This is a genomic window from Streptomyces albidoflavus (assembly GCF_000719955.1).
Classification (GTDB): Bacteria; Actinomycetota; Actinomycetes; order Streptomycetales; family Streptomycetaceae; genus Streptomyces; species Streptomyces albidoflavus.
In genome coordinates this window covers 24,643-49,078 of record NZ_JOII01000043.1, presented here as the reverse complement: position 1 = coordinate 49,078, position 24,436 = coordinate 24,643, and the positions used below count along the sequence as shown (strand labels likewise).

Annotated in this window: 24 protein-coding genes and 1 tRNA gene; 17 read left to right on the top strand and 8 right to left on the bottom strand. The window is 73.3% G+C overall.

The annotated features are described in order from the left end of the window. Nucleotides 1-20: 20 nt before the first annotated feature. The gene (locus IF45_RS0128425; RefSeq protein ID WP_030310369.1) at nt 21-1,475 is read right to left on the bottom strand and encodes a potassium/proton antiporter; all 1,455 of its coding nucleotides are present in this window, start codon (nt 1,473-1,475) and stop codon (nt 21-23) included. A gap of 351 nt (nt 1,476-1,826) precedes the next feature. Between IF45_RS0128425 and IF45_RS0128420 the strand changes: the two genes are divergently transcribed. Further along, nucleotides 1,827-4,703, top strand: a complete 2,877-nt coding sequence (locus tag IF45_RS0128420) for a penicillin acylase family protein (protein ID WP_030310367.1) — start codon at nt 1,827-1,829, stop codon at nt 4,701-4,703. A gap of 75 nt (nt 4,704-4,778) precedes the next feature. Here IF45_RS0128420 and IF45_RS0128415 read toward each other — a convergent pair whose 3' ends face one another. Then, a complete protein-coding gene (locus IF45_RS0128415; RefSeq protein WP_030310365.1) occupies nt 4,779-5,390 on the bottom strand; it encodes a 5-formyltetrahydrofolate cyclo-ligase in 612 nt (203 codons plus the stop codon). A gap of 87 nt (nt 5,391-5,477) precedes the next feature. Between IF45_RS0128415 and galU the strand changes: the two genes are divergently transcribed. The 7 genes from galU (at nt 5,478) to IF45_RS0128380 (ending at nt 11,045) form a co-directional block, all read left to right on the top strand. Then, on the top strand, nt 5,478-6,380 hold the full coding sequence (galU, locus tag IF45_RS0128410) for a UTP--glucose-1-phosphate uridylyltransferase GalU (protein ID WP_003950226.1): 903 nt from the start codon (nt 5,478-5,480) through the stop codon (nt 6,378-6,380). 4 nt (nt 6,381-6,384) lie between these two features. Then, a complete protein-coding gene (gene glp / locus IF45_RS0128405) occupies nt 6,385-7,800 on the top strand; it encodes a molybdotransferase-like divisome protein Glp (protein ID WP_030310363.1) in 1,416 nt (471 codons plus the stop codon). A gap of 82 nt (nt 7,801-7,882) precedes the next feature. Next, nucleotides 7,883-8,413 carry a cyclic pyranopterin monophosphate synthase MoaC gene (gene moaC, locus IF45_RS0128400; RefSeq protein WP_018896331.1) on the top strand — a complete coding sequence of 177 codons (531 nt, stop codon included), beginning with the start codon at nt 7,883-7,885 and terminating at the stop codon, nt 8,411-8,413. Beyond that, nucleotides 8,410-8,922, top strand: a complete 513-nt coding sequence (locus IF45_RS0128395) for a MogA/MoaB family molybdenum cofactor biosynthesis protein (RefSeq protein ID WP_030310361.1) — start codon at nt 8,410-8,412, stop codon at nt 8,920-8,922. The genes moaC and IF45_RS0128395 overlap by 4 nt, the downstream gene beginning before the upstream one ends. A 41-nt stretch (nt 8,923-8,963) precedes the next feature. Continuing rightward, on the top strand, nt 8,964-9,542 hold the full coding sequence (locus IF45_RS0128390) for a GNAT family N-acetyltransferase (RefSeq protein ID WP_255246265.1): 579 nt from the start codon (nt 8,964-8,966) through the stop codon (nt 9,540-9,542). A 222-nt stretch (nt 9,543-9,764) separates the two neighbouring features. Then, a complete protein-coding gene (gene sepX / locus IF45_RS0128385; RefSeq protein WP_030310358.1) occupies nt 9,765-10,898 on the top strand; it encodes a divisome protein SepX/GlpR in 1,134 nt (377 codons plus the stop codon). A gap of 73 nt (nt 10,899-10,971) precedes the next feature. After that, nucleotides 10,972-11,045 (top strand) — tRNA-Ala (locus IF45_RS0128380). A 405-nt stretch (nt 11,046-11,450) separates the two neighbouring features. Here the strand turns inward: IF45_RS0128380 and IF45_RS0128375 are convergent. Both IF45_RS0128375 and IF45_RS0128370 read right to left on the bottom strand, forming a co-directional pair. Beyond that, nucleotides 11,451-12,113 carry a DUF6928 family protein gene (locus IF45_RS0128375; protein WP_030310356.1) on the bottom strand — a complete coding sequence of 221 codons (663 nt, stop codon included), beginning with the start codon at nt 12,111-12,113 and terminating at the stop codon, nt 11,451-11,453. Between the two features lie 14 nt (nt 12,114-12,127). Then, nucleotides 12,128-12,796, bottom strand: a complete 669-nt coding sequence (locus tag IF45_RS0128370) for a hypothetical protein (RefSeq protein ID WP_030310353.1) — start codon at nt 12,794-12,796, stop codon at nt 12,128-12,130. A 75-nt stretch (nt 12,797-12,871) separates the two neighbouring features. Here IF45_RS0128370 and IF45_RS0128365 point away from each other — a divergent pair, with 75 nt between their 5' ends. Further along, nucleotides 12,872-13,306 carry a DUF4259 domain-containing protein gene (locus IF45_RS0128365; protein ID WP_015507286.1) on the top strand — a complete coding sequence of 145 codons (435 nt, stop codon included), beginning with the start codon at nt 12,872-12,874 and terminating at the stop codon, nt 13,304-13,306. Nucleotides 13,307-13,314: 8 nt separating this feature from the next. Then, complete coding sequence (locus IF45_RS0128360; RefSeq protein WP_235617820.1) at nt 13,315-13,707, top strand: hypothetical protein; 393 nt, start codon at nt 13,315-13,317, stop codon at nt 13,705-13,707. A gap of 16 nt (nt 13,708-13,723) precedes the next feature. Here the strand turns inward: IF45_RS0128360 and IF45_RS0128355 are convergent, their stop codons facing one another. Next, complete coding sequence (locus tag IF45_RS0128355; RefSeq protein WP_030310350.1) at nt 13,724-14,413, bottom strand: response regulator transcription factor; 690 nt, start codon at nt 14,411-14,413, stop codon at nt 13,724-13,726. 1 nt (nt 14,414) lies between these two features. Continuing rightward, nucleotides 14,415-15,608 carry a sensor histidine kinase gene (locus IF45_RS0128350; protein ID WP_008413136.1) on the bottom strand — a complete coding sequence of 398 codons (1,194 nt, stop codon included), beginning with the start codon at nt 15,606-15,608 and terminating at the stop codon, nt 14,415-14,417. A 190-nt stretch (nt 15,609-15,798) separates the two neighbouring features. Between IF45_RS0128350 and IF45_RS0128345 the strand changes: the two genes are divergently transcribed. From IF45_RS0128345 to IF45_RS0128335, 3 genes are read left to right on the top strand one after another with little or no spacing between them, the layout of a single operon-like run. Then, on the top strand, nt 15,799-17,328 hold the full coding sequence (locus IF45_RS0128345; protein WP_030310348.1) for an alpha/beta hydrolase: 1,530 nt from the start codon (nt 15,799-15,801) through the stop codon (nt 17,326-17,328). A gap of 13 nt (nt 17,329-17,341) precedes the next feature. Next, the gene (locus tag IF45_RS0128340) at nt 17,342-17,995 is read left to right on the top strand and encodes a hypothetical protein (RefSeq protein ID WP_030310346.1); all 654 of its coding nucleotides are present in this window, start codon (nt 17,342-17,344) and stop codon (nt 17,993-17,995) included. 25 nt (nt 17,996-18,020) lie between these two features. Next, nucleotides 18,021-18,824: an alpha/beta fold hydrolase gene (locus IF45_RS0128335; protein WP_008413144.1), complete on the top strand. Its 804-nt coding sequence runs from the start codon at nt 18,021-18,023 to the stop codon at nt 18,822-18,824. A 16-nt stretch (nt 18,825-18,840) separates the two neighbouring features. Here IF45_RS0128335 and IF45_RS0128330 read toward each other — a convergent pair whose 3' ends face one another. Further along, complete coding sequence (locus tag IF45_RS0128330) at nt 18,841-19,374, bottom strand: GNAT family N-acetyltransferase (RefSeq protein WP_015507281.1); 534 nt, start codon at nt 19,372-19,374, stop codon at nt 18,841-18,843. Nucleotides 19,375-19,455: 81 nt separating this feature from the next. On the opposite strand from IF45_RS0128330, the gene IF45_RS0128325 reads away from it, so the two are divergent. Further along, on the top strand, nt 19,456-20,250 hold the full coding sequence (locus IF45_RS0128325) for an exodeoxyribonuclease III (RefSeq protein WP_003950241.1): 795 nt from the start codon (nt 19,456-19,458) through the stop codon (nt 20,248-20,250). A gap of 36 nt (nt 20,251-20,286) precedes the next feature. On the opposite strand, the gene IF45_RS0128320 is transcribed toward IF45_RS0128325, so the two are convergent. Then, nucleotides 20,287-20,964 (bottom strand): MerR family transcriptional regulator, encoded by a 678-nt coding sequence (locus IF45_RS0128320; protein ID WP_003950242.1) that lies wholly within the window; start codon nt 20,962-20,964, stop codon nt 20,287-20,289. Nucleotides 20,965-21,096: 132 nt separating this feature from the next. Between IF45_RS0128320 and IF45_RS0128315 the strand changes: the two genes are divergently transcribed. From IF45_RS0128315 to IF45_RS0128305, 3 genes are read left to right on the top strand one after another with little or no spacing between them, the layout of a single operon-like run. Beyond that, complete coding sequence (locus tag IF45_RS0128315) at nt 21,097-22,650, top strand: flavin-containing monooxygenase (protein WP_030310343.1); 1,554 nt, start codon at nt 21,097-21,099, stop codon at nt 22,648-22,650. Continuing rightward, nucleotides 22,647-23,564: an alpha/beta fold hydrolase gene (locus IF45_RS0128310; RefSeq protein ID WP_030310341.1), complete on the top strand. Its 918-nt coding sequence runs from the start codon at nt 22,647-22,649 to the stop codon at nt 23,562-23,564. The genes IF45_RS0128315 and IF45_RS0128310 overlap by 4 nt, the downstream gene beginning before the upstream one ends. Further along, nucleotides 23,561-24,436, top strand: coding sequence for an SDR family oxidoreductase (locus IF45_RS0128305; RefSeq protein WP_008413152.1), 876 nt, complete (start codon nt 23,561-23,563; stop codon nt 24,434-24,436). The genes IF45_RS0128310 and IF45_RS0128305 overlap by 4 nt, the downstream gene beginning before the upstream one ends.

Here is a 24,436-nt window from a genome sequence, read left to right as displayed (position 1 = left end):
GCCGGAGGCGGGCCCGGGGCTCACGTCTCCTTGCCGGAGGTGCCCAGCCAGCCCGCGAGCTTGCCGCCGCGGCCCACCGCCCGCAGCCGTTCCTCGGCCGAGTCGCGGACCGGGTCGGTGGCGACGACGAGGAGTTCGTCGCCGCGCTGGAGCAGGGTGGAGGGCGTCGGCACGAAGCTGTGGCCGTCGCGGACGACGAGGGTGACGGCGGCGCCGGTGGGCAGCCGCAGCTCGCTCACCTCCACGCCGTGCATCCGGGACTTCTCCGGTATGGCGACGGAGAGGAGATGGCCGCGCAGCCGCTCCAGCGGGGCCGACTCCACGCCCAGGTCGGCCGCCTCGGCCTGGTCGCCGAGGCCCAGCCTGCGCGCGAGCCACGGCAGGGTCGGGCCCTGGACGAGGGTGTAGACGACGACCAGGATGAAGACGACGTTGAAGAGGCGTTCGCTGCCGCGCACCCCCGCCACCATCGGGATGGTCGCCAGGATGATCGGCACCGCGCCGCGCAGCCCCGCCCAGGACATCAGCGCCTGCTCGCGCCAGGGCCGTTTGAAGGGCGTCAGGCTCACGAAGACGCTCAGCGGACGCGCCACGACCGTCAGCACCAGGCCGATGACGAGCGCCGGCAGCACGTCGCCCGCCAGTTCGTGCGGGGTGACCAGCAGCCCCAGCAGCACGAACATGCCGATCTGCGCGACCCAGCCGAGCCCTTCGGCGAAGCCGCGGGTGGCCGGGGCGTGCGGCAGCTTGGCGTTGCCCAGGACCAGGGCGCACAGGTACACCGCGAGGAAGCCGCTGCCGTGGGCCATCGCCCCGGCCGCGTAGGCGGTGGTGGCGATGGCGAGGACCGCGATCGGGTACAGGCCCGAGGCGGGCAGGGCGACATGGCGCAGGCCGACCGCGCCCAGCCAGCCGACGGCGAGGCCGATCGCGGCGCCGATCGCCAGCTCCAGCAGGATTTCGCCGATCAGGACGTACCAGTGCTCGATGGGGCCGGCGGTGCAGAAGGCGAGGACCAGGATGACCACCGGGGCGTCGTTGAAACCCGATTCGGCCTCCAGCGTGCCGGTGATGCGGGACGGCAGCGGGACCCGGCGCAGCACCGAGAAGACCGCGGCGGCGTCGGTGGAGGAGACGACGGCGCCGATGATGAGGGCCTGGCGCCACTCCAGCCCCGCCAGGTAGTGGGCGGCGCTCGCCGTCACGCCGACGCTCACCGCCACCCCCACCAGGGCGAGCGCGGCGGCCGAGGGCAGCGCCGGCCTCATCTCCTTCCAGGAGGTGCCCAGTCCGCCCTCGGCGAGGATGACGACCAGGGCCGCGTAACCGATGACCTGGGTCAGTTCCGCGTCGCTGAAGGAGAGATGGCCTATGCCGTCGACGCCCATCGCGACGCCGATGCCGAGATAGACGAGCAGGCTCGGGAGGCCGCTGCGTGAGGAGACCCGTACCGCCGCGACGGCGACGAGCAGCACGAGCGAACACAGGAGCAGAAGCTGGTTGAGATCGTGGACAGTCAGTGGCCGTTCCTTCCCTGCGGCGGAACCCTGCGGCGGACCCTGCGGCGGAACACAGTGCGCGAGGTAGTTCGTTACCTTACCTAATCGTTAACGGGTCCTTGACGGTGATTGCCGCGAATCGTGCGCCGGGGTCAACACCCCGCACAGCGCCCGCCGCCGCACGAGCCGCCCAACGACCGTCCCCACCTGGGGCGAACGGGTTCCCCACTCCGCGTCCTGCCCGCCCGGGCGCTGCGCCTATGGTTGCTCCAGCACTCCTCAGGCCCACGCGGACCGCATGCCGCTCGAAGGACAGCAAGGACAGCGATGCCCTCCACCACCACCGCCTCATCCGGCCATGCGCCCGGCAGGAGAAAGGGTCGCCGAGCCCGCCGAATCGTCCTCGTCCTGGTCCTCGCACTCGTCGCGGGTGTCGGGTACGGCGCGTACTGGGGCGTGAGCACGGTCCGGTCGGCCTTCCCCGAGACCAAGGGAAGCCTCGAACTCGACGGCCTCAGCGCCCCGGTCGAGGTCCGCCGCGACGGCAACGGCCTTCCCCACCTCTACGCCGACAGCGACGAGGACCTCTTCCGCGCCCAGGGCTACGTCCAGGCGCAGGACCGCTTCTGGGAGATGGACGTCCGCCGGCACACCACCGCGGGCCGCCTCTCCGAGATGTTCGGCGAGAGCCAGGTCGACACCGACGCCTTCCTGCGCACCCTCGGCTGGCACCGGGTGGCCAAGCAGGAGTACGACACCAAGCTGTCCAAGAGCACCAAGGCGTACCTGCGCGCCTACGCCGACGGCGTCAACGCCTACCTCTCCACGAAGAGCCCCGAGGAGCGCTCCGTCGAGTACGCGGCGCTCGGCTTCACCAACGACTACGAGCCCGAGCCCTGGACGCCCGTCGACTCGGTCGCCTGGCTCAAGGCCATGGCCTGGGACCTGCGCGGCAACATGCAGGACGAGATCGACCGCTCCCTGCTGACCAGCCGCCTCGGCCCGGCCGAGATCGCCGACCTCTACCCGGACTACCCGGTCGACCGGAACCAGCCCATCGTCGACAAGGGCGCCGTCGACCCCGCCACGGGCAAGTACGACCCGTCCGCGACCCCCACCGAGAACGCCGGGGACGCCGGAACGGGCGAGAACGCCGACGGCACCGGAAACGGAACCGGAACGGGGGCCGGAACGGGGGCCGGAACGGGGGCCGGAACTCCGGGCGCCGGTACGGGCACCGGAACCGGAACCGAGGGCGGGATAGACACCGGCGCGGACGCCGGTACCGGCACCGGCACCGACCCGGGCATGCAGAGCCAGCTCTCCGGCCTCTCCGACGTCCTGGACAACGTCCCGGCCCTGCTCGGCCCCAACGGCAACGGCATCGGCTCCAACTCCTGGGTCGTCGCGGGCGAGCACACCACCACCGGCAAGCCGCTGCTCGCCAACGACCCGCACCTCTCGCCGCAACTGCCGTCCCTCTGGTACCAGATGGGCCTGCACTGCCGCAGCGTCTCCGAGAAGTGCCAGTACGACGTCTCCGGATACACCTTCTCCGGGATGCCCGGCGTGGTCATCGGCCACAACGACCAGATCTCCTGGGGCATGACCAACCTCGGCGCGGACGTCACCGACCTGTACCTGGAGAAGGTCAGCTCCGGCGGCTACCAGTACGGCGGCAAGACCGTCCCGTTCGAGACCCGGCGCGAGACGATCAAGGTGGCCGGCGGCAAGAGCCGCACCATCACCGTCCGCGAGACCAACAACGGGCCGCTCGTCTCCGACCGCAACGACGAACTCGGCAAGGTCGGCAAGAAGGCGCCCGTCCAGTCCGCCGCCCCCGACCGCGGCGACGGCTACGGCGTCTCGCTCCGCTGGACGGCGCTGACCCCCGGCCGCTCCATGGACGCCGTCTTCGCCCTCAACAAGGCCACGGACTTCAAGGAGTTCCGCTCCGCCGCCGCCCTCTTCGAGGTCCCCTCGCAGAACCTGATCTACGCCGACACCGAGGGCAACATCGGCTACCAGGCGCCCGGCCGCGTCCCGGTCCGCGCCAAGGGCCACGACGGCACCCTCCCGGCCCCCGGCTGGGACCCGTCGTACAACTGGAAGGGATACGTCCCGCAGGACGCCCTGCCCTACGAGTACAACCCGGACCGCGGCTACATCGTCACCGCCAACCAGGCCGTCGTGGACGCGGAGAAGTACCCGTACCTCCTCACCGAGGACTGGGGGTACGGCGCGCGCAGCCAGCGGATCAACGACCTCCTGAAGTCGAAGACCAAGGACGGCGGCAAGATCTCCATGGGCGACATGCGCACCATGCAGCTGGACGACTCCAGCTCCATCGCCAAGCTGCTCACGCCGTACCTGCTGAAGATCGACGTCAAGGACAGCCACGTCCGCGAGGCGCAGAAGCTGCTGGAGGGCTGGGACTACACGCAGACCGCCGAGTCGGCGCCCGCCGCCTACTTCAACGCCGTCTGGCGCAACATCCTCAAGCTCGGCTTCGGCAACAAGCTGCCCAAGGAGGTCCGCGTCAAGGGCCAGTGCCTCAACGTCGAGCCGGCCAGCCAGACCGGTCCCGAGGACGAGACCCGCAAGGTCCGCGAGTGCGGCGAGCGCTCCGCCGACTCCGCGCAGCCCGACGGCGGCGACCGCTGGTTCGAGGTGGTCCGCCAGCAGCTGGAGAAGGAGGACAGCGAGTGGTGGCAGTCCCCGGCCACCCGCACCGACGACGCCACCAAGACCCGTGACCAGCTCTTCGAGCGGGCCATGGAGGACGCGCGCTGGGAGCTGACCGCCAAGCTCGGCAAGGACATGGACTCCTGGAACTGGGGCCGGCTCCACCAGCTGACCCTGAAGAACCAGACCCTCGGCACCAGCGGCCCGGGCCTGGTCCAGAAGATCCTCAACCGGGGCCCCTGGGACCTCGGCGGCGGCGAGGCCACCGTCAACGCCACCGGGTGGAACGCCGCCGCCGGCTACGACGTCATCTGGGTGCCGTCCATGCGGATGGTGGTCAACCTCGGCGACCTCGACAAGTCCGAGTGGATCAACCTCACCGGCGCCTCCGGGCACGTCTACAGCCCCCACTACACCGACCAGACGGAGAAGTGGGTCAAGGGCGAACTGCTGCCCTGGGCGTTCACCGACAAGGCCGTCAAGAAGGCCACCGAGGACACCCTGGTCCTCAAGCCCTGACCCCGAGCACCACAGGGCACCCGGAGCCCCCGCGGCCGTACGCCGGCCGTGGGGGCTCCGCGCGTGCCCGGACCGTCAGCCGCGCCCGCGTACGCGGTGCGCGCCGGAGGGCGTGACCACCACGTGCACCGGCCGGTCGTGCGGCTCCGCCGGCACCTCCACCAGCAGCTCGTGGTCGTGGAGCAGGACCAGCAGGGCCGGCTCGGCCCCCGCCGCCGCCAGCCGCGCCAGCACCCGGTCGTAACTGCCACCCCCACGGCCCAGCCGCGTCCCGGCCCGGTCCGCCGCCAGCCCCGGCAGCAGCACCACGTCCGCCCCGGTCACCGCCTCGGGGCCCAGCCGCGGGCCCGAGGGCTCGCGCAGCGTCATCCTCCCCGCCCGGCCCACCTCGGCCAGCGCGTCCGGGCCCTCGTACTCAGCCCAGTCCAGATCGTCGTCGGGGAGCAGGACCGGCAGCAGCACCCGGGTGCCGCGCCGCCGCAACTCCTCCAGCAGCGCCCCGGTGCCGGGCTCGCCGCCGACCGAGACGTAGGCCGCCACCGTCCGGGCCCCGGCCAGCTCGGGCAGGAGAAGGGCCCGCCCGGCCAGAACCGTGGCCACCTCCCGCGCGTCATCTCCAGTCAACCGGGATCTCACCTCCAGGAGCTCCCGGCGCAATCTGCGTTTGGCAGCATCGATTCCGCTCATACGTTCCCAACCTCCGCAATCGGTATGTATGCGCGCCATTTTGTCGGATCAGCAGATTTCCGGCACGCAGCGGTTATGGTGAGCGGCATGACTGAGTCGAACGCCAGGATCAGCAAAGCGGTCGTCCCCGCCGCCGGCCTCGGGACACGCTTCCTCCCCGCCACCAAGGCCACGCCGAAGGAAATGCTTCCTGTCGTCGACAAGCCGGCCATCCAGTACGTCGTCGAGGAGGCCGTTGCGGCCGGGCTCTCCGACGTCCTCATGGTCACCGGACGCAACAAGCGCCCTCTGGAGGACCACTTCGACCGCAACTACGAGCTGGAACAGGCACTCAGCCGCAAGGGCGACGAGGCCCGCCTCGCCCGCGTCCAGGAGTCCAGCGACCTCGCCACCATGCACTACGTCCGCCAGGGCGACCCGCGCGGCCTCGGCCACGCCGTCCTGTGCGCCGCCCCCCACGTGGGGAACGAGCCCTTCGCCGTCCTCCTCGGCGACGACCTGATCGACCCCCGGGACCCGCTGCTCGCCCGCATGGTCGACGTCCAGGAGCGCGAGGGCGGCAGCGTCATCGCCCTGATGGAGGTCGCCCCCGAGCAGATCCACCTCTACGGCTCGGCCGCCGTCGAGACCACCGGCGAGGACGACGTCGTCCGCGTCACCGGCCTGGTCGAGAAGCCCGACCCCGCCGACGCCCCCAGCAACTACGCCGTCATCGGCCGGTATGTCCTGGACCCCTCGATCTTCGGCATACTGCGACAGACCGAGCCGGGCCGCGGCGGCGAGATCCAGCTCACCGACGCGCTCCAGAAGCTCACCGAGGACGAGAAGGTGGGCGGCCCCGTGCACGGTGTGGTCTTCAAGGGCCGCCGCTACGACACCGGCGACCGGGGCGACTACCTGCGCGCCATTGTCAGACTGGCGTGCGAACGTGAAGACCTGGGCCCCGACTTCCGGGCCTGGCTCCGCAGTTACGTCACCGAGGAGATGTAGCACCTTGAGCAGCACGACTGAGCAGGCCACCGGCGCGCGCACCTGGTCGGTGGCCGAGCACCTCGACGACATCCTCACCGCGGTCCAGCCCCTGGAGCCCATCGAGCTGAACCTGCTCGACGCCCAGGGCTGCGTCCTGGTCGAGCAGGTCACCGTCCCGGTCGCGCTGCCCCCCTTCGACAACAGCTCCATGGACGGCTACGCGGTCCGCGCCGCCGACACCGAGCGGGCCTCGGAAGCCTCCCCGGCCGTCCTCACCGTCATCGGCGACGTCGCGGCCGGCTCCAGCGGCACCGAGCTGACCGTCGGCCCCGGCCGGGCCGCCCGCATCATGACGGGCGCCCCGCTGCCGCCCGGCGCCGACGCCGTGGTCCCCGTCGAGTGGACCGACGGCGGCACCGGCGCCGGGCCCGCCCGCACCATGGCCCCGCACAGCGCCTCGCCCCAGGGCTCCGGCGGCCAGGTCCGCGTCCACCGCCCGGTCACCCCCCACGCCCACGTGCGGGCCCGCGGCGGCGACGTCTGCGCCGGGGACGTCGCCCTGGAGGCCGGGACCGTCCTCGGCCCGCCGCAGATCGCCCTGCTCTCCGCCATCGGCCGCCCCGCCGCCCGGGTCCGGCCCCGCCCACGCGTCGTCGTCCTGTCCACCGGCAGCGAACTGGCCCAGCCCGGCGAGGAACTGGCGGCCGGCCAGATCTACGACTCCAACAGCTTCGCCTTGGCCGCCGCCGCCAAGGACGCGGGCGCCATCGTCTACCGCGTCGGGGCCGTCACCGACGACGCCGAGACCCTCCGCGCCACCATCGAGGACCAGCTCATCCGCGCCGACCTCCTCGTCACCACCGGCGGCGTCAGCGTCGGCGCGTACGACGTCGTCAAGGAGGCGCTCACCTCCGTCGCCGAGGAGGAGCCCGAGGAGCGGGAGGGCGAGGACGCCGAGGCCACCGAGGGCGCGGACGCCGAGCAGGCCGTGCACCGCGCCCACGTCGACTTCCGCACCCTCGCCATGCAGCCCGGCAAGCCCCAGGGCTTCGGCACCATCGGCCCCGACCGCACCCCGATCCTCACCCTCCCGGGCAACCCGGTCTCCTCGTACGTCAGCTTCGAGCTGTTCGTGCGGCCCGCGATCCGGGCCATGATGGGACTGGCCGACCTCCACCGGCCCGTCGTCCGCGCCACCCTGCTGCCGCCGCACGGCGCGGGGGACGAGGAGCCCGCGCCGCTCACCTCGCCCGAGGGGAAGCGGCAGTTCCTGCGCGGGACGTACACCGGCGGCGAGCGGCCCGAGGTGCGGCCCGTCGGCGGCTCCGGCTCCCACCTCATCGGCGCCCTCGCCCACGCCGACGCGCTCATCGTCCTCCCCGAGACGGTCACCAAGGCCGCCTGGGGCGGCGAGGTCGAGGTCGTCCTGCTCGGCTGACCGGCACCCGGTGCGGGTACGGTGGTCGCCCACACAGGCCGACATGGGCGCGGTGGGCCGCGGACCGGGAGTCGCACAGCACATGACAGCGTTTACGCCGGGGGAGACCCCCGGCCCCTCGCAGCAGGACCAGCTCACCCACCTCGACGAGGCCGGCGCGGCCCGCATGGTCGACGTCTCCGCCAAGGACGTCACCGCCCGCACCGCCCGCGCCTCCGGCCGGGTCCTCGTCGCGCCCCGCGTGGTGGAACTCCTGCGCGGCGAGGGCGTCCCCAAGGGCGACGCCCTCGCCACCGCCCGCATCGCGGGGATCATGGGCGCCAAGCGCACCCCGGACCTGATCCCGCTCTGCCACCCGCTGGCCGTCTCCGGCGTCAAGGTCGACCTCGCCGTCACCGACGAGGCGGTGGAGATCCTGGCCACCGTGAAGACCACCGACCGCACCGGCGTCGAGATGGAGGCGCTCACCGCCGTCACCGTCGCCGCGCTCACCGTCGTCGACATGGTCAAGGCCGTCGACAAGGGCGCCGTCGTCACCGACGTCCGCGTCGAGGAGAAGACCGGCGGCAAGTCCGGCACCTGGCAGCGCCCCGCCGAAGGCCCGGCCGCATGAGCGCCGCACTCCGCGCCCTCGTCGTCACCGCCTCCAACCGGGCCGCCGCCGGCGTCTACGCGGACACCGGCGGCCCCCTCATCACCGAGGCCCTCACCGCCCTCGGCTTCGCCGTCGACGGCCCCCGCGTCGTCCCCGACGGCGACCCGGTCGCCGAAGCCCTCGCCGCCGCCGTCGCCGACGGCTACGACGTGGTCGTCACCACCGGCGGCACGGGACTGAGCCCCACCGACCGCACCCCCGAGGCGACCCGCCCCCTGCTCGACCGCGAGATCCCCGGCATCGCCGAGGCCATCCGCGCCGAGGGCCTCGCCAAGGTCCCCACCGCCGCCCTCTCCCGGGGCCTGGCCGGACTCGCCGGACGCACCCTCATCGTCAACCTGCCCGGCTCCACCGGCGGGGTCCGCGACGGGCTCGCCGTCCTCGGCCGCCTCCTGCCGCACGCCGTCGACCAGATCCGGGGCGGCGACCACCCCGCCGGACCGCCCGCGCCGGGGAGGGCCAGCTGAACCCGCCGTACTGGCCGGTCGAACTCCGCGAGGGGGACGTCCTGCTCCGGCCGATCCGGATGCGCGACCAGCGCGCCTGGCGCGAGGTCAACCGCCGCAACCGCGACTGGCTGCGCCCCTGGGAAGCCACCATTCCGCCGCCCACCCCCTTCGGCCCCGTCATCCACCGCCCGACCTACCGTCAGATGGTGCGGCACCTGCACAAGGAGGCCGGGGCGGGTCGCATGATGCCCTTCGTCATCGAGTACCGGGGCCGCCTCGTCGGCCAGCTCACCGTCGCCGGGATCACCTGGGGCTCGATGTGCTCGGCCCACGTCGGCTACTGGGTCGACCAGGAGGTGGCCGGCCGGGGCGTGATGCCGACCGCCGTCGCCGCCGCCGTCGACCACTGTTTCCGCGGCCTCGGACTCCACCGGATCGAGGTGTGCATCCGCCCCGAGAACGGCCCGAGCCGCCGCGTCGTGGAGAAACTCGGATTCCGCGAGGAAGGGCTGCGTCCGCGCTATCTGCATATCGACGGAGCCTGGCGCGACCACCTGGTATTCGCACTCACGGCCGAGGAAGTGCCCGACGGGGTCCTGCGCCGCTGGCGCCGCGCCCGTCCGCACCCCACCGCCTGACCCGGGAAGCCGCCCGCGCCCGCCAAAACCGCACACCACGGCCATGATCCCGAGAATACGAATAAGCGTTCGAATTCTTTAGGGATCGATCACCCGACAGTCGCGGAGCGCATTCGTTCGGTCACATCTGTAGGAAAAAACTCTGGAGATATCAGCCGGATCGTGCGACACACCGGCCCAATTGGCGGATGGCCCCAACGAAACCCCTCTACCGTGTGAGTTGTGAGCAGCAGCGGCCTCATTTACGCAGTCATCGTGGGGGCCTGGGCCGCCTACTTGGTGCCCATGTGGCTCCGCCGGCAGGACGAGCTGAACGAAGCCCGGCCGACGGAACGCTTCAGCACCGCCATCCGGCTCCTGTCCGGACGTGCGGGGATGGAGCGGCGCTACGCCAAGGGTGCCGCCCAGGCCGCCGCCGGTACCGGCGAGCCCTCGGGCGAGGGCGAACCGGCCGACGGCGCGGCCCGCGCCCCGGACACCGCGACCGGTTCGGTCGACGTCCGGTCCTTCGCCATGCCCCCGGTACGCGAGGAGCCCGCGCCGCCGCGCCGCACCGCGCCCCGGCCGCCCGAGCCGGAACCGCAGGAGGACGACCCCGAGCCGCAGCAGGCCCCCGCCCGCCGTCCCGCCGCGGCCGGCGACACCGCGCGTGCCCGGCGCTCCAAGGTCCTCGCGCGCCGCCGCCGCACCACGATGCTGCTCTTCCTCGCCTTCACCCTCGGCGCGGTCGCCGCCGCCGTCGGCGGCCTCGCCCTCCTCTGGGCCCCCACCGTCCCCGCGATCCTCCTCAGCGCCTACATCGCCTACCTGCGCCGCCAGGAACGCCGCCGCTTCGTCTACGCGATGGACCGCCGCCAGGCCGAGGCCGCCGCCCAGCACCTGCGCGAACGGGGCCGCACCCAGCGCCACACCGCAGAGCCCGCCGACGAGGCCGACGAGCCCGCCCCCGCCCCCGACCCGGAGCGCACCGCGCTGGCCGCCGACCGCAGAGCACTGGTCGAGCAGACCGACCACGCCGAATGGGTCGACCAGCAGCGCGCCCGTCGCCTCCCCGCCGACGGCGAGAGCTGGGACCCCGTCCCCGTCCCGCTCCCCACCTACGTCACGGCCCCGGTCGCCCCCCGTGCCACCCCGCCCGTCGACCTCGGCGCCCCCGACACCTGGAGCTCCGCCCGCTCCAGCGCCGCCCCGGACGCCGCCGGAGGCGAGGCCCCCGCGGGCGAGCCCCCCGAGGAGCCCGCCGAAGCCGCCCCGGCCCGCCGCGCCGCCTCCGCCCGCCGCTCCCGCGAACGCGGCCGCACCCCCCTCTTCGACCAGTACGACGAGGGCGACCGCCCCCGCGCCGCCAACGAATGACCCCCACCCCCGGCCACCAGCCATCGGATTACCGACCACCCCGATCGGGGTGCTAAAGTTTCACCCGTTGCAAGGGCCTGTGGCGCAGTCCGGTAGCGCACCTCGTTCGCATCGAGGGGGTCAGGGGTTCGAATCCCCTCAGGTCCACGCAAGTAAGAGCCCCTTCCAGGGTTTCCTGGGAGGGGCTTTTTGCTGTGTGTGGCGGCAGTACTCGGTCCGGCCCCGTGCGGTGAGCCGAAGTGACATGCGGTGTCCGCCAGTGCACCAGCAGGTCAGGAAGTCGGCGTTTCACTTCCAGAACAGCAAGTCAGTTCTTGCCTGCGCGCTTCCGGATGTCCGTCGCCAAGAAGATCCCCAGCATCAGCACGGCCATGCTGATGCCGAAGGAGAGACTTTCGGACCAGGTGTCTTCCCGACCGGGCAGACCTTGCCGCCGTGGAGCACCGAAGGGGTGCAACCTCGCGAGCGACTGGGAGCGGTCCGTTGACCGCGTGAGTGACCGTTTCCGGCTGCCTTGCCGCCCGGGGCGGCAGCGCTCCGGTTCGGCTCGGTTCACAGGCTGCGGGGCGGGATCGCGCCGTCGCCCATGCGGAAGCCGAGGAGGCTGATGGCCTCCGCGTCGACGTCGTCCGGCTCCGGGTATCCCTCCTGGATAAAGCCGCAGAGGGAGCGGAGGGCGTCCTCGCCCAGCTCCAGAGGGTGGAAGGGGAGGGGATAGGGGTCTTGCTCCTCTCCCGGCCAGGGGATGACATCGGCGGGGCGGTCGCCGGCCCAGTAGGGCTGTTCGAAGGGGAGCGGGGTGCCGATGTTCTCGATCACGCCGCTGTCGGGGGACAGGCTCAGGGAGCGGAGCAGGTGGCCGTCCTCCCACACGGCGAAGGCGAGCCAGTCGACCACGCTGTGCATGGCGTGCAGTACGAGGCGCCGACCCGCGCCTGCCGCTACGAGGTGCTCTGGAAGCTGTGACGGGGAGTCGATCATCAGCCGCCGGTCGGCCAGGACGTCAAGGCCCGGCCAGCTGCCCGCGTAAGCCCTTCCGGGCGGTGGGTAGACGCCGTTGTAGAGGGTCGAGCCCTGCCACCGCTCGATCGCTGCGTCAGGGTACGAGCGCCGCACCAGTGCCGACGTGCGGTCGGGGCCCGGCGCTTCCGCGTGGCGCAGCAAGCCGGGTATGTCGCCGTCGGCGTACATGAGCAGTCCTGTCTTGGCTCCCATGGTTTCTCCTCGGGTCAGGCCGTGGGGCGGTCGTCGACCGCGTAGCCCAGCTCCCGCGCCCGTAGCGCCACCGCTGCGAAGTCGGCCGTGGGGGAGAGGGCGGTCACCGTCTCGCGGGTGAGGGGTACGCCGGACTGGATGGTGGCGACGGCGGCGCGGGTGACGGGGCGTTCGAAGTAGTCCTCGGCGTAGGCGACGTAGGTGTCCGGGGTGCCGTCGGTGAGGAGGTCGAAGAGCCAGTCGGCGCCGTCGGATTCGTCGGCGGTGAAGGTGACCGGGCCGCAGCTCCAGGTGGGGGCGTTCTTCTCGCGCCACACGCAGACCGTGGCGTCTAGGAACTCCTCGAACTGGAACTCCGGGTCCTCGGGGTAGTGCGCGAGGGAGGGCGGGAGGCCGTCGAGGAGGCCGGGCCAGTGGGCGCGGGGCCGTACGCGCCAGGGGGTGGCGGCGCACTCGTGGTCGAAGCCGTGGAGGAAGACGCCGGCCGGGTCGAAGGCGATGGCGTACTGGTCGCCGCTGCCGTTGTCCATGAGGGCGAGGTCGACGCCCGGGCGCCACTCGGGGAAGAACGTGTGGGTGGGGAGGTCCGGGTCGAGGAGGGCGTCGAGCAGGGCCAGGGCCCGGCAGCGGGCGCGCAGGACCTCCGGGTCGGGGAGCGCGGTCACCAGGGTGTGGACGGTCATGGTCCGCATTCAACCGGCGGGCACTGTCAGTGGGGCCTGGCAGGCTGGCCGCACTGAGCACGTGAGGGGGAGACCATGGGGACTTGGGGTGTCGGGCCGTTCGACAGTGACACGGCCGCGGACTTCTGCGGCGAGGTGGACGACGTGGCCGTGGGGGAACGGGAGCAGGCCGTACGCACCGCGCTCCTCGGCGCGGCCGACGTACCGGACGGCGTGGAGCTCGACGCGTGCGAGGCGGAGCGCGCGGTGGCCGCGGCCGCCCTCGTCGCCGCGCAGTGTCCGGGAGGGGAGCCCGCCGATTCCGCGTACGGGCCGGACGAGCCGCTTCCGGACCTCACCGGCCTGCGCGGGCTCGCCGTTCAGGCCCTCGGACGCGTGCTGACGGAGCCCTCCGAGCTGTACGAGCTGTGGGCCGAGTCGGGCGGCGAAGACTGGGTCGCGGAGGTGCGGCGGCTGGAGAACGTGCTGCTGCCGCAGCCGGCCGGGGAGCAGCCGGGGCTGTTCCGGTGAGCTGGGACGTGCTGTTGGTCCGTCTGCCCGGCGAGGTCACCTCGGTGTCCCAGATGGCTCACGACTACCAGCCGGCGCCGCTCGGCCCGCGTCATGACGTCCTCGCGACGGTCGCCGGGGTGCTCCCCGGGGCCGATCTGTCGGACCCGGCCTGGGGCGTGCTCTCCGGGCCCACCTGGTCCGTCGAGCTGAGCATCGGTGCGGCGGACCCGGTGGATTCGATGATGCTGCACATCCGGGGGGCGGGTGACGAGGTGCTGACCCCGGTCTTCGAGCTGGCCGGGGCACTCGGGTGCAAGGTGTTCGACTTCTCGGCGGGGGATCTCATCACGCCGGGAGGAACGTCCGGCTGGCACGGCTTCCAGCGGTTCCGGGACCGGGTGACGGGGGAGGGCCGGTGACCGGCGGAGGGGCCGGTCAGTCCTCCGCGTCCCTTACCAGCAGGGCGAGTTGGACGCGGTTGGCCGCGGACAGTTTGGTGAAGAGGGCGGTGGTGTGGGCCTTGACGGTGGCTACGGAGATGTGGAGGCGGGCGGCGATCTCGGGGTTGGAGAGGCCCTCGGCGATGGCGTGGGCGGTGTCGCGTTCGCGGTCGGTGAGGGTGGCGAGGCGGCGGCGGGCGGCCTCGCGGGCGGCGGTGCGGGCGTCGGAGGAGTGCGGGCCGGTGGCGGCGGCGATGACGCGGGCGGTGACCGAGGGCGAGAGGACGGGCTCGCCGGCCGCGACCGTGCGGACCGCCTCGGCGATACGGGCCGGCGGGGTGTCCTTGAGGACGAAGCCGAGGGCGCCCGCGCGCAGCGCGCCGAGGACCAGGTCGTCGGCGTCGAAGGTGGTGAGCATGAGGACGGCGGGCGGGGAGGGGCGGGTGAGGAGTTCCCGGGTGGCGTCGAGGCCGTCGCGGCCCGGCATCCGTACGTCCATCAGGACCACGTCCGGGCGGTGCAGTTCCGCCTCGGTGAGGGCGGTGTCGCCGTCGGTGGCCTCGGCGACGACGGTCAGGTCCGGTTCGCCGTCGATGACCAGGCGCAGGGCCAGCCGGACCAGTTGGTCGTCGTCGACGACCAGGACCCGGATCGGCGTGGTGGTCTGTTCCTCGTGGCCGGCCACGTCATGTCCTCTTCCCCCGGTGGTCCGGCCAGGGTAGCCGTGCGGTGAGGAGGTGGCCGCCGTCCGGGGCCGCGCGGTGGAGCAGTTCGCCGCCGGCGAGGGTGACGCGTTCGGTGAGGCCGAGGAGGCCGTAGCCGGAGCGGGGGAGGACGGCGGTCCGGGCGGTGGCGGCGGGGGAGTTGCGGACCGTGACGCGCAGGCCGTCGCCCGGGGCGCCTTCGACGGTGACGTGGACGCGGGAGCCGGGGGCGTGTTTGGCGGCGTTGGCCAGGCCCTCCTGGGCGACGCGGTAGCAGGTGCGGCCGGCGGTGTCGGGCGGTTCCCCCGAGACGGTGCCGGCCAGCGTGACGTCGAGGCCGGCTGCCTGGGCCTCGGCCACCAGGCCGGGGATCAGCTCCAGGGAGGGCTGCGGGGGTTCGGGGCGGTCCGGGTCGGAGCGGAGGACGCCGAGGACGTCGCGGAGTTCCTCCAGGGCCTGGTGGGAGCTGTCCACGATGGAGCGGACCAGGACGCGGTTCTCCTCGGCGGTGAGGTCGCCCCGGTGGTCCAGCACCCCGGCGTGCAGGGCGACCCGCGAGATCCGGTGGGCGACCACGTCGTGCATCTCGCGGGCGATCCGGGTGCGTTCCTGGGCGCGCGCCTGGGCGGCCCGCGCGCTCTGCTCGCGCTCCGCGCTCCGGGCCCGCTCCCGCAGCGAGGCGACCTCGGCGCGCCGGGCGCCGACGGCCAGCCCCACGGCGATGGCGATGCCCGCGCTCGCCGCCGTCAGCAGGAGCGGCAGCCAGGCCGGCGGGGGTGCGAGGCGGATCGGGTAGAGGTCGATGTTGTACTGGGCGGCCGCCACGTACGCCGCCGTGACCGTGGCGGTCCACGCCGTGCGGCGGTGGGCGGCGATCGAGGTGAGGGCGAGGAAGGCGGCGCCGGCGGCGAGCGTCGAGGCGGCCGAGGCGAGGACCACCACCAGGGCGACCGGGAGCGGGAACCGGCGCCGCCAGACCAGCGCGACCAGGCAGCCCACCGCCACCAGCGGATCGCCGACCGCGAACCAGTACCCGCCGTCCGTGACGTGGCCGCGCGGCAGCTGGCCCGCGGTCAGGAGCCAGAACGGGATGCCCAGCGCCGCTGCCGCCAGCAGCCGCCAGCTCTGCCGCAGGCCCCCGTGGCGGGGTGCGGCCTCGGAGGACGTCGTCACCATGCCGCCATTGTGGCGAGCCCGCCCGGCCCGCACAGCCCCCTTGAGGAGGGGCCGCCCTCGACCGAAGTCGTAGCCGCGTCCCGACCCGGGTCGGGGGTGGTCCGAGCCCGTCGGCCGATGTGCGCGGCGGGGTCCCGCCGCCACGCTCGTCGGGTAGCCCTGACCGATTCCTCGCCCCCAGGAGGTCCCGATGCCCTTGCGCAGAATCACCACGCTCGCCCTCGCCCTCTCCGCCACGGCGGCCACACTGACCGCCCTGCCGGGAGCCGCGGCGGCCCGCACCCCGGAGTCCCTGCGGTGGAAACCGTGCGCCGAGGAGCAGCGGCAACCGGCGGAAACGCCCAAGGACGGCCAGGACGCCAAGGGCGGCGAGGGCGCGGAGGTGCCCGAGTTGCCGCCGCTGGAGTGCGCGACGCTCGACGTCCCGCTGGACTACGCCGATCCCGGCGGGCGGCAGATCGAGATCGCCGTCTCCCGGCTGGCGAGCGAGAAGCCCGAGCGGCGCCGGGGGGTGCTGCTGACCAACCCGGGCGGCCCGGGCATCGGCGGGCTCGGTTATCCGGCCATTCTCGCCGCCTCCGGCCTGCCGCAGAAGGTGCGCGACGCCTACGACCTCATCGGCTTCGACCCGCGCGGGGTGGGCCGCAGCACCCCGGTGAGCTGCGGGCTGACCCAGGAGCAGCAGGACCGGGGCAACTTCCCCACCTGGGCGCACACCCCGGGTGACGTCGTCCGCGAGGCGGAGGGCGCCCGGGAGATCGTCGAACGGTGCGCCGCCTCCCCGTCGGCGCCGCTGCTTCCGCACATCGGCACCGCCGATGTCGCCCGCGACATGGACCGGATCAGGGCGGCCCTCGGCGAGGAGCGCGTCTCGTACCTCGGCGCCTCCTACGGCACGCAGCTCGGCACCGCGTACGCCTCGCTCTTCCCGGGGCGCGGCGACCGGATCGTGCTCGACAGCAATCTGGGCCCCGGCGGGTACGACCACCGGGCCATGCGGCTGTTCGCCCGGGGACTGGAGGACCGCTTCCCGGACTTCGCGGCGTACGTCGCCGCCCACCCCGAGTACGGGCTCGGCACCACACCGCGGCAGGTGCGGGCGACCTACCAGGAGCTGGCCCGGCGGCTGGAGCGGGAGCCGGTCCAGGGCTGGGACGGGACGGCCTTCCGGGGAGTCACCTTCGACCGGCTCTACGTCGACGCCAACATGCCGGAGCTGGCGAAGATCTGGCAGACGCTCGACACCGGCGGGCCGGTGCCGGAACAGCCGCCCTTCCCCGGCGTGGAGCCGTTCATGTCGGCGCGGTTCGCGGTGATCTGCGGCGACTCCCCGTGGCCGCGCACGATCCGGGAGTACCAGCGGGACGTGCGGGCCGACAGCAGGCGGTACCCGCTGCTCGGCGGCTCCACGGCCAACATCGGGCCCTGCGCCTACTGGCCGCGCTCCTGGGTCAAGGAGCCGGTGCGCGTCGACGACCAGGGTCCCTCCAACGTCCTCCTCGTCCAGAACGAGCGCGACCCGGGCACCCCGCTCGCCGGGGCGAAGGCGCTGCGGCGGGCCTTCGGCGACCGGGCCGTGCTGGTCACCGCCGACCAGGGCGGCCACGGGGTCTACCCGTTCGGCGTCAACGGCTGCGCCAACGACGCCGTGACCACGTACCTGACCACCGGGCAGCGGCCCGCGCGGGACCTCGCCTGCGCGGCCGAACCCGCCGAGTGAGAGGGAGCCACCGATGTTCGGGGAACGGCGGCGGCGCAAGGCCCTGCGCCGGGTGGAGCCCGGTGACGGGCGGGTACTGAAGCGGTTCCGCTGGTGGCAGCTGCCCTTCCGGGCTCTGCTCCACCTGCGGCTGACCGAGGCGGACGGCACGGTGGCGGTGTACTCCGTCGACGTGCGGCACGGGCAGAACCAGTCGTCCGGCGAGGTCAGGGCCGATCTGTACCGTGAGGGCCTGCGCCAGGCGCGGTGCCGGCTGCCCGCCGTCCTCCCCGTCCCCGGCGGCCACGTCGAGGTGGCGATGAGCGGCTTCGGCCTGAAGCGCTGCCACTACGTGACCGACGGCGGCGACGAACACCAGCTCACCCCCGATCCCGCCTCCGCCGAGGGCCGCCGGGCCCGCTTCGACCGGAGGCACCCCGCGCTCAGCCGGGGCGTGGGGTGGCTGTCGGCGGCCGTGCTCGGGGCGGCGCTGGTGCTCCTGCTCCTCCAGACGGCCGGCACGGTCTCGGAGGCGGAGCCGGTCGCCCGGCACCTCGGCACCTTCACCTCCCCGGTACGGCTGGGCTGGTGGGGCAATGGAGCCGTGGCCGTCACCAGCCTCGCCGCCGCCACCGAACGCGCCCTGCGCCTGCGCCACCACCGGCTGCTCGACGGGGCCGCCGGATAGCAGGCGCCTCATCTACGCTGCCCCCATGGGGACTTACGAGGTCGACGGTGTGAAGCTGGCGTACGAGGAGTGGGGCCCGGAGGGCGGGGTGCCGGTGGTGCTGGTGCATGGGCACCCCTTCGACCGGAGCCTGTGGCGGGCGCAGGCCCAGCGGCTGGCCGGGGCCGGCTGCCGGGTGGTCCTGCCGGACCTGCGCGGGTACGGGGAGAGCCAGGTGGTGCCGGGGGTGACGCCGTTCCCGGTCTTCGCCGGTGACGTGGTCGCGCTGCTCGACCGGCTGGGGATCGCGGACGCCGTGGTCGGCGGGGTCTCCATGGGCGGCCAGATCACCATGGAGATCCGCCGCCTGTACCCGGAGCGGGTGCGCGCCCTGGTGCTGGCCGACACCTCCTACCCGGCCGAGACCGAGGAGGGCCGCACCGGGCGGCTCGCGCTCGCCGAGCGGCTGCTCGCCGAGGGGATGGGCGGGTACGCGGACGAGGTCATCGGCAAGATGGTCGCGCCGTACAACGTCGAGGCGAAGCCGGAGGCGACCGCGCACGTGCTGCGCATGATGCGCGCCACCGACCCGGAGGGCGCCGCCGCCGCCCTGCGCGGCCGGGCCGACCGCGAGGACTACGAGGCGACGCTGGCCGGGGTGAGCGAGCCCGTGCTGATCGTGGTCGGCGCCGACGACGCGTTCACCACGGTCGCGGACGCCGAGGCGATCCGCCGCCTGGTCCCGCACGCCACCCTCACCGTGATCGACGGCGCCGGGCACCTGCCCCACCTGGAACAGCCGGAGGAGACCGGGCGGGCGCTGGTGGAGTTCGTCACGGGGCTGGGCTGAGCGGGCACCGCCCGGGTCAGGCCGTGGCCCCGGCCGGCTGCGGGCCTGCCGGGGCGGGCGCCGGGTGGAGCGGCTTGGCGTAGCAGCGGCTCAGTTCGTCGAAGCGGTACAGGCCGAACTTGGCGCACGGGGTGTAGCCGCTGGAGGCGTAGAGGTTCATCGCCTCCGGCTGCTTCGTGCCGGTCTCCAGGACCATGCGGGTCCGCCCGGCGGCCCGCGCGTCCTCCTCCAGGGCCGCGAGGATGCGCCGGGCCAGGCCGTGGCCGCGTGCCTCGCGGATGACGAACATGCGCTTCAGCTCGGCGTCGCCGTCGGCGTACGCCTCCTCGTTGGCGTCCTGGGAGCGCCAGCCGCCGGAGGCCACCGGGCGGTCCCGCTCGTCGTAGGCGAGCAGGTACAGGCCGCGCGGCGGGGCGAACATGCCCGGGTCGAGCCAGGTGGCGTCACCGTCGTCGCCGTACCGCTCGGCGTACTCGAGCTGGACCTCGTCGTTGAGCTTGACGGCGTCGGGGTGGTCGAAGGCGACCGGACGCAGGGTGTGCATGGTCATGCGGATCAGCGTACTTCTATGCGGGGGAGGCTGGGGATGCGGGGAGCCCGGAATGTCAGACCCCCTGGGTAGGGTTCCGGGATGCTCACCGTCACCACTGCGAATGTAAACGGCCTCCGCGCCGCCGCCAAGAAGGGCTATGTCGAGTGGCTCGCCGCCACCGACGCCGACGTCGTCTGCCTCCAGGAGGTCCGCGCCGAGGAGTCCCAGCTCCCCGAGGCCGTACGGGCTCCGGAGGGGTGGCACGTCGTCTTCGCGCCCGCCGCCGCCAAGGGCAGGGCCGGAGTGGCGTTGCTCACGCGGCGCGCGCCGGAGCGGGTGAGGACCGGCTTCGGCAGCGCCGAGTTCGACACCAGCGGCCGGTACGTCGAGGCGGACCTGCCCGGCGTGACGGTCGCCAGCCTCTACCTGCCCTCCGGCGAGGTCGGCACCGAGCGGCAGGACGAGAAGGAACGGTTCATGGCCGAGTTCCTGGAGTACCTGAAGGAGCTGCGGGCCAGGGCGGCGGCGGACGGCCGCGAGGTCGTGGTGTGCGGCGACTGGAACATCGCCCACCAGGAGGCCGACCTGAAGAACTGGAAGGCCAACCGCAAGTCCTCCGGCTTCCTCCCCGAGGAGCGCGCCTGGCTCGACCGGGTCTACGCGGAGGCCGGCTACGCGGACGTGATGCGCGCCCTCCACCCGGAGCAGGCGGGCCCGTACTCGTGGTGGTCGTACCGGGGGCGCGCCTTCGACAACGACTCCGGCTGGCGCATCGATCTGCACGTGGCCACTCCCGGCCTCGCCGCCCGTGCCGTCAAGGGCCAGGTGGAGCGGGCCGCGACGCACGAGGAGCGGTGGTCGGACCACGCGCCGGTGACGGTCGTCTACGGGTGAGGGCGGCGGGCGTCCGCGGGTGAGCGGGCGCCCTCGCTACGCGTCCCCGTCCGGCTTCGCCCCCGGCTCCCGCAGGGCGGCGAGGTGGCGGTCCATCGCCAGGGAGAGTTCCGCCTCGACCACGCTCTTGGCCAGCGGGCGGAGGCGGTCGAGGTCGGCGCCGGGGGCGTGGGTGGCCATCGTGTCCAGGAAGAGCGAGGCGAGGGCCTCGGCGTGGACCCGGACGCGTGAGCCGGCCTCCAGGACGGCCGCGAGCGGGACGCCCTCGCGGATCAGGGCGACCGAGACGTCCAGCAGACGGCGGCTGATGTGGACGATCTCGTCGCCGTCGGTGGCGAGGTAGCCGAGTTTCAGGGCCTCGGCGAAGTTCTCCGTGGTGACCTCGCCGGCGAAGGCGTCGGCCAGCTCCTCGGGGGAGAGGCGGACCGGGGTCTCCTCGGTCGGGGTGACGCCGAGCAGGGAGCCGACGTCCTGGCCCTCCTCGAAGGCGTTCATCAGCTCGGTGATTCCGCCGAGGGTGTGGCCGCGCTCCAGCAGCGCCGTGATGGTGCGCAGCCGGGCCAGATGGTGGTGGTCGTACCAGGCGATGCGGCCCTCGCGGCGGGGTGGCGGCAGGAGTTTGCGTTCGCGGTAGAAGCGCAGGGTGCGCACGGTGATGCCGGCCGCCCTGGCCAGCTCGGCGGTCCGGTACTCGCGCTCTCCTTGGTCGTCCACGCCGGAACCCTATGCCGTACCGCCGGTAACTTTCCTCCGTCGTACCCCTACCCATCGGTATGCCACTGCCCTACTCTCCCAATCATGCCAGTGATTGCTGGCGCGATGGCAGAAGTTGCGGGAGGCGAAGCCATGGCCGGGAAGAGCAAGGAACAGCGGACGGAACGCGGCGAGCACGTCAAGGTGGTCGTGATCGGCACCGGCTTCGGCGGACTCGGAGCCGCCGTCCGGCTGCGCCGCGAGGGCATCACCGACTTCGTCGTGCTGGAGCGCTCCGGCTCCGTAGGCGGCACCTGGCGGGACAACAGCTACCCGGGGTGCGCCTGCGACGTCCCCTCGCACCTGTACTCGTTCTCCTTCGCGCCCAACGCCGAATGGCCGCGCACCTTCTCCGGGCAGAAGCACATCCGTGCCTACCTGGAGCAGGTCACCGACACCTTCGGGCTGCGCCCGCACATCCGCTTCGACCACGAGGTCAGGATGATGCGCTGGGACACCGAGCGGCTGATCTGGGAGGTCGAGACCAGCCAGGGCACCCTCACCGCCGACGTGGTGGTCTCCGCGACCGGGCCGCTCTCCGACCCGAAGCTGCCGGACGTGCCCGGGATCGACACCTTCCCCGGGAAGATCTTCCACTCGGCCCGCTGGGACCACGACTACGACCTGCGCGGCAAGCGCGTCGCCATGATCGGCACCGGCGCCTCCGCCATCCAGATCGTGCCCGCCATCCAGCCCGAGGTCGGCAAGCTCACCCTCTTCCAGCGGACGCCCCCGTGGGTCATGCCCCGGATGGACCGCAAGGTCACCGGCGCCGAGCGCTGGCTGCACCGCAAGCTGCCCGTCACCGCCACCGCGCGGCGCGGCCTCCTGTGGGGCATCCGCGAACTGCAGGTGCAGGCGTTCACCAAGCGGCCCGGCGAGCTGGGCGCGGTGGAGACCCTGGCCAAGCGGAACATCGCCCGGGCGATCAAGGACCCGGCGCTGCGCGCCAAGCTCACCCCCGACTACCGCATCGGCTGCAAGCGCATCCTGCTGTCGAACACGTACTACCCGGCGCTCGCCCAGCCCAACGTCGACCTGGTCGCCTCCGGTCTCAGCGAGATCCGGGGCAACACGCTGGTCGGCGCCGACGGCAGCGAGGTCGAGGTCGACGCGATCATCTTCGGCACCGGCTTCCACGTCACCGACATGCCGATCGCCGAACGCGTCGTCGGCGACCAGGGCGAGACCCTCGCCGCCACCTGGAAGGACGGCATGAACTCGCTGCGCGGCGCCACCGCCGCCGGGTTCCCCAACTGGATGACGATCATCGGCCCCAACACAGGGCTCGGGAACTCCTCGATGATCCTGATGATCGAGTCCCAGCTCAACTACATGGCCGACTACCTGCGCCAGCTCGACGTGCTCGGCGGCAAGGCGGCCCTGGACGCCCGCGACTCGGCCGTCACCGCGTGGAACGTGAAGGTCCAGGAGCGCATGGAGCGCACCGTCTGGGCCACCGGCGGCTGCAACAGCTGGTACCTGGACGCCAACGGGCGCAACACCACCGTCTGGCCCGGCACCACCACCGAGTTCCGCAACGCCACCCGCCGCGTCGACCTCTCCGAGTACGAGGTGCTGCGCCCCGCCCCCTCGGCCGCCGACGGCAAGGGCCCGCGCGGCGAGAAGGCCGGGGTGAGCGCGTGAGCCCCCGCCCCGCGGCCGTCCCCTACCGGGAGCTGACCGTCGTCTCCGCCGACGGGTCGCGCCTCCACGTCGAGGTGCACGGCGCCGAGGACGCCCCCGCGATCGTGCTCTCGCACGGCTGGACCTGCTCCACCCGGTTCTGGGCCGCGCAGATCGCCGACCTCGCCCGCGACCACCGCGTCATCGCCTACGACCAGCGCGGCCACGGCGCGAGCCCGGTCCCGGCCACCTACGCCGCGTACTCGACCCGGGCGCTCGCCGACGACCTCGAAGCGGTCGCCGCCGCCACCCTCGCCCCCGGCGAACAGGCCGTCTTCGCCGGGCACTCGATGGGCGGCATGACGCTGATGGCCGCCGCCGACCGCCCCGGCTTCCGCGAGCGGGCCGCCGCCGTGCTGCTCTGCTCCACCGGCCCCGCCGACCTCGTCGCCGAGGCCACCGTGCTGCCGCTGAGGCCGGGCAGGGCCAGGACCTGGCTGACCGCCAGGGTGCTGGGCGCCCGCGCCCCGCTCGGCCCGGTCACCGCCATCTCCCGCAAGATCCTCAAGTACGGGACGATGGGCCCCGGTTCGGCACCGGACCGGGTGGACGCCTGCGCCCGGATCGTGCACGCCTGCCCGCGCCGGGCCCGGATCGGCTGGTCGAAGGTGCTGGAGACGCTGGACCTGCGGGCCGGGGTGCGGGCGCTGACCATGCCGGCCGCCGTGCTGGTCGGCACCGCCGACCGGCTCACCCCGCCGCCGCACGCCCGCGCGCTCGCCGAGGCGCTGCCCCACCCGCTGGGGCTGACCGAACTCACCGGCCAGGGCCACATGACGCCCATCGAGGCGCCCGAGGCCGTCACCGCCCGCATCCGCGAGCTGGCCGCCACGTACATCACTACCGGCAACACCCAGGTGAAGGAGGGGGCATGAGCAAGGTCAGCCTTGAGGGACAGGTCGCCGTCGTCACCGGCGCCGCCCGCGGCGTCGGCGAACTGCTGGCCCGCAAGCTGTCGGAGCGCGGCGCGAAGGTGGCGCTGGTCGGCCTGGAGCCGGACGAGCTGAAGGCGGTGGCCGGACGGCTGCCCTCGGACGCCGACTGGTGGTACGCCGACGTCACCGACCACGAGGCGCTCGCGCAGGTCGCGCGGGAGGTCAAGGCCCGGTTCGGCAAGATCGACATCGTGGTCGCCAACGCCGGTGTCGCGGCCGGCGGCCCCTTCGAGGAGTCCGACCCCGTCGCCTGGCGCCGGGTGATCGAGGTCAACCTCGTCGGCTCCGCCGTCACCGCCCGGGCCTTCCTGCCCGTACTGAAGGAGAGCCGCGGCTACCTCCTCCAGATCGCCTCGCTCGCCGCCATCACCCCGGCCCCGATGATGTCGGCGTACTGCGCCTCCAAGTCGGGCGTCGAGGCGTACGCCAACTGTCTGCGGGCCGAGGTGGCGTACCACGGGGTGAAGGTCGGGGTCGGCTATCTGAGCTGGACCGACACCGACATGGTGCGCGGTGCCGACCAGGACGACGTCATGCGCGAGCTGCGGCAGCGGCTGCCGTGGCCGGCCAACAAGACGTACCCGCTGCCGCCCGCCGTCGACCGGATCGTGGCGGGGATCGAGCGCCGGTCCGCCAAGGTGTACGCCCAGCCGTGGCTGCGCGGGATGCAGTCGATCCGCGGCTACCTGCCGGGGATCATCGCCACCGTCGGCAAGCGGGAGATCAAGCGGTTCGCGCCCCGGCTCAGCCAGGTCTCCACCGGCCTGGTCGGCTCGGGCGGCGCGGCCGACGAGAAGCACCGGGCGGGCTGA

Coding starts and splice junctions, on each gene's coding strand:
- IF45_RS0128420 (WP_030310367.1), top strand. CDS start 1,827: ATGCCCTCCACCACCACCGCCTCATCCGGCCATGCGCCCGGCAGGAGA.
- IF45_RS0128415 (WP_030310365.1), bottom strand. CDS start 5,390: ATGAGCGGAATCGATGCTGCCAAACGCAGATTGCGCCGGGAGCTCCTG.
- galU (WP_003950226.1), top strand. CDS start 5,478: ATGACTGAGTCGAACGCCAGGATCAGCAAAGCGGTCGTCCCCGCCGCC.
- moaC (WP_018896331.1), top strand. CDS start 7,883: ATGACAGCGTTTACGCCGGGGGAGACCCCCGGCCCCTCGCAGCAGGAC.
- IF45_RS0128395 (WP_030310361.1), top strand. CDS start 8,410: ATGAGCGCCGCACTCCGCGCCCTCGTCGTCACCGCCTCCAACCGGGCC.
- IF45_RS0128375 (WP_030310356.1), bottom strand. CDS start 12,113: ATGGGAGCCAAGACAGGACTGCTCATGTACGCCGACGGCGACATACCC.
- IF45_RS0128370 (WP_030310353.1), bottom strand. CDS start 12,796: ATGACCGTCCACACCCTGGTGACCGCGCTCCCCGACCCGGAGGTCCTG.
- IF45_RS0128365 (WP_015507286.1), top strand. CDS start 12,872: ATGGGGACTTGGGGTGTCGGGCCGTTCGACAGTGACACGGCCGCGGAC.
- IF45_RS0128350 (WP_008413136.1), bottom strand. CDS start 15,608: ATGGTGACGACGTCCTCCGAGGCCGCACCCCGCCACGGGGGCCTGCGG.
- IF45_RS0128345 (WP_030310348.1), top strand. CDS start 15,799: ATGCCCTTGCGCAGAATCACCACGCTCGCCCTCGCCCTCTCCGCCACG.
- IF45_RS0128340 (WP_030310346.1), top strand. CDS start 17,342: ATGTTCGGGGAACGGCGGCGGCGCAAGGCCCTGCGCCGGGTGGAGCCC.
- IF45_RS0128335 (WP_008413144.1), top strand. CDS start 18,021: ATGGGGACTTACGAGGTCGACGGTGTGAAGCTGGCGTACGAGGAGTGG.
- IF45_RS0128330 (WP_015507281.1), bottom strand. CDS start 19,374: ATGACCATGCACACCCTGCGTCCGGTCGCCTTCGACCACCCCGACGCC.
- IF45_RS0128325 (WP_003950241.1), top strand. CDS start 19,456: ATGCTCACCGTCACCACTGCGAATGTAAACGGCCTCCGCGCCGCCGCC.
- IF45_RS0128315 (WP_030310343.1), top strand. CDS start 21,097: ATGGCCGGGAAGAGCAAGGAACAGCGGACGGAACGCGGCGAGCACGTC.
- IF45_RS0128305 (WP_008413152.1), top strand. CDS start 23,561: ATGAGCAAGGTCAGCCTTGAGGGACAGGTCGCCGTCGTCACCGGCGCC.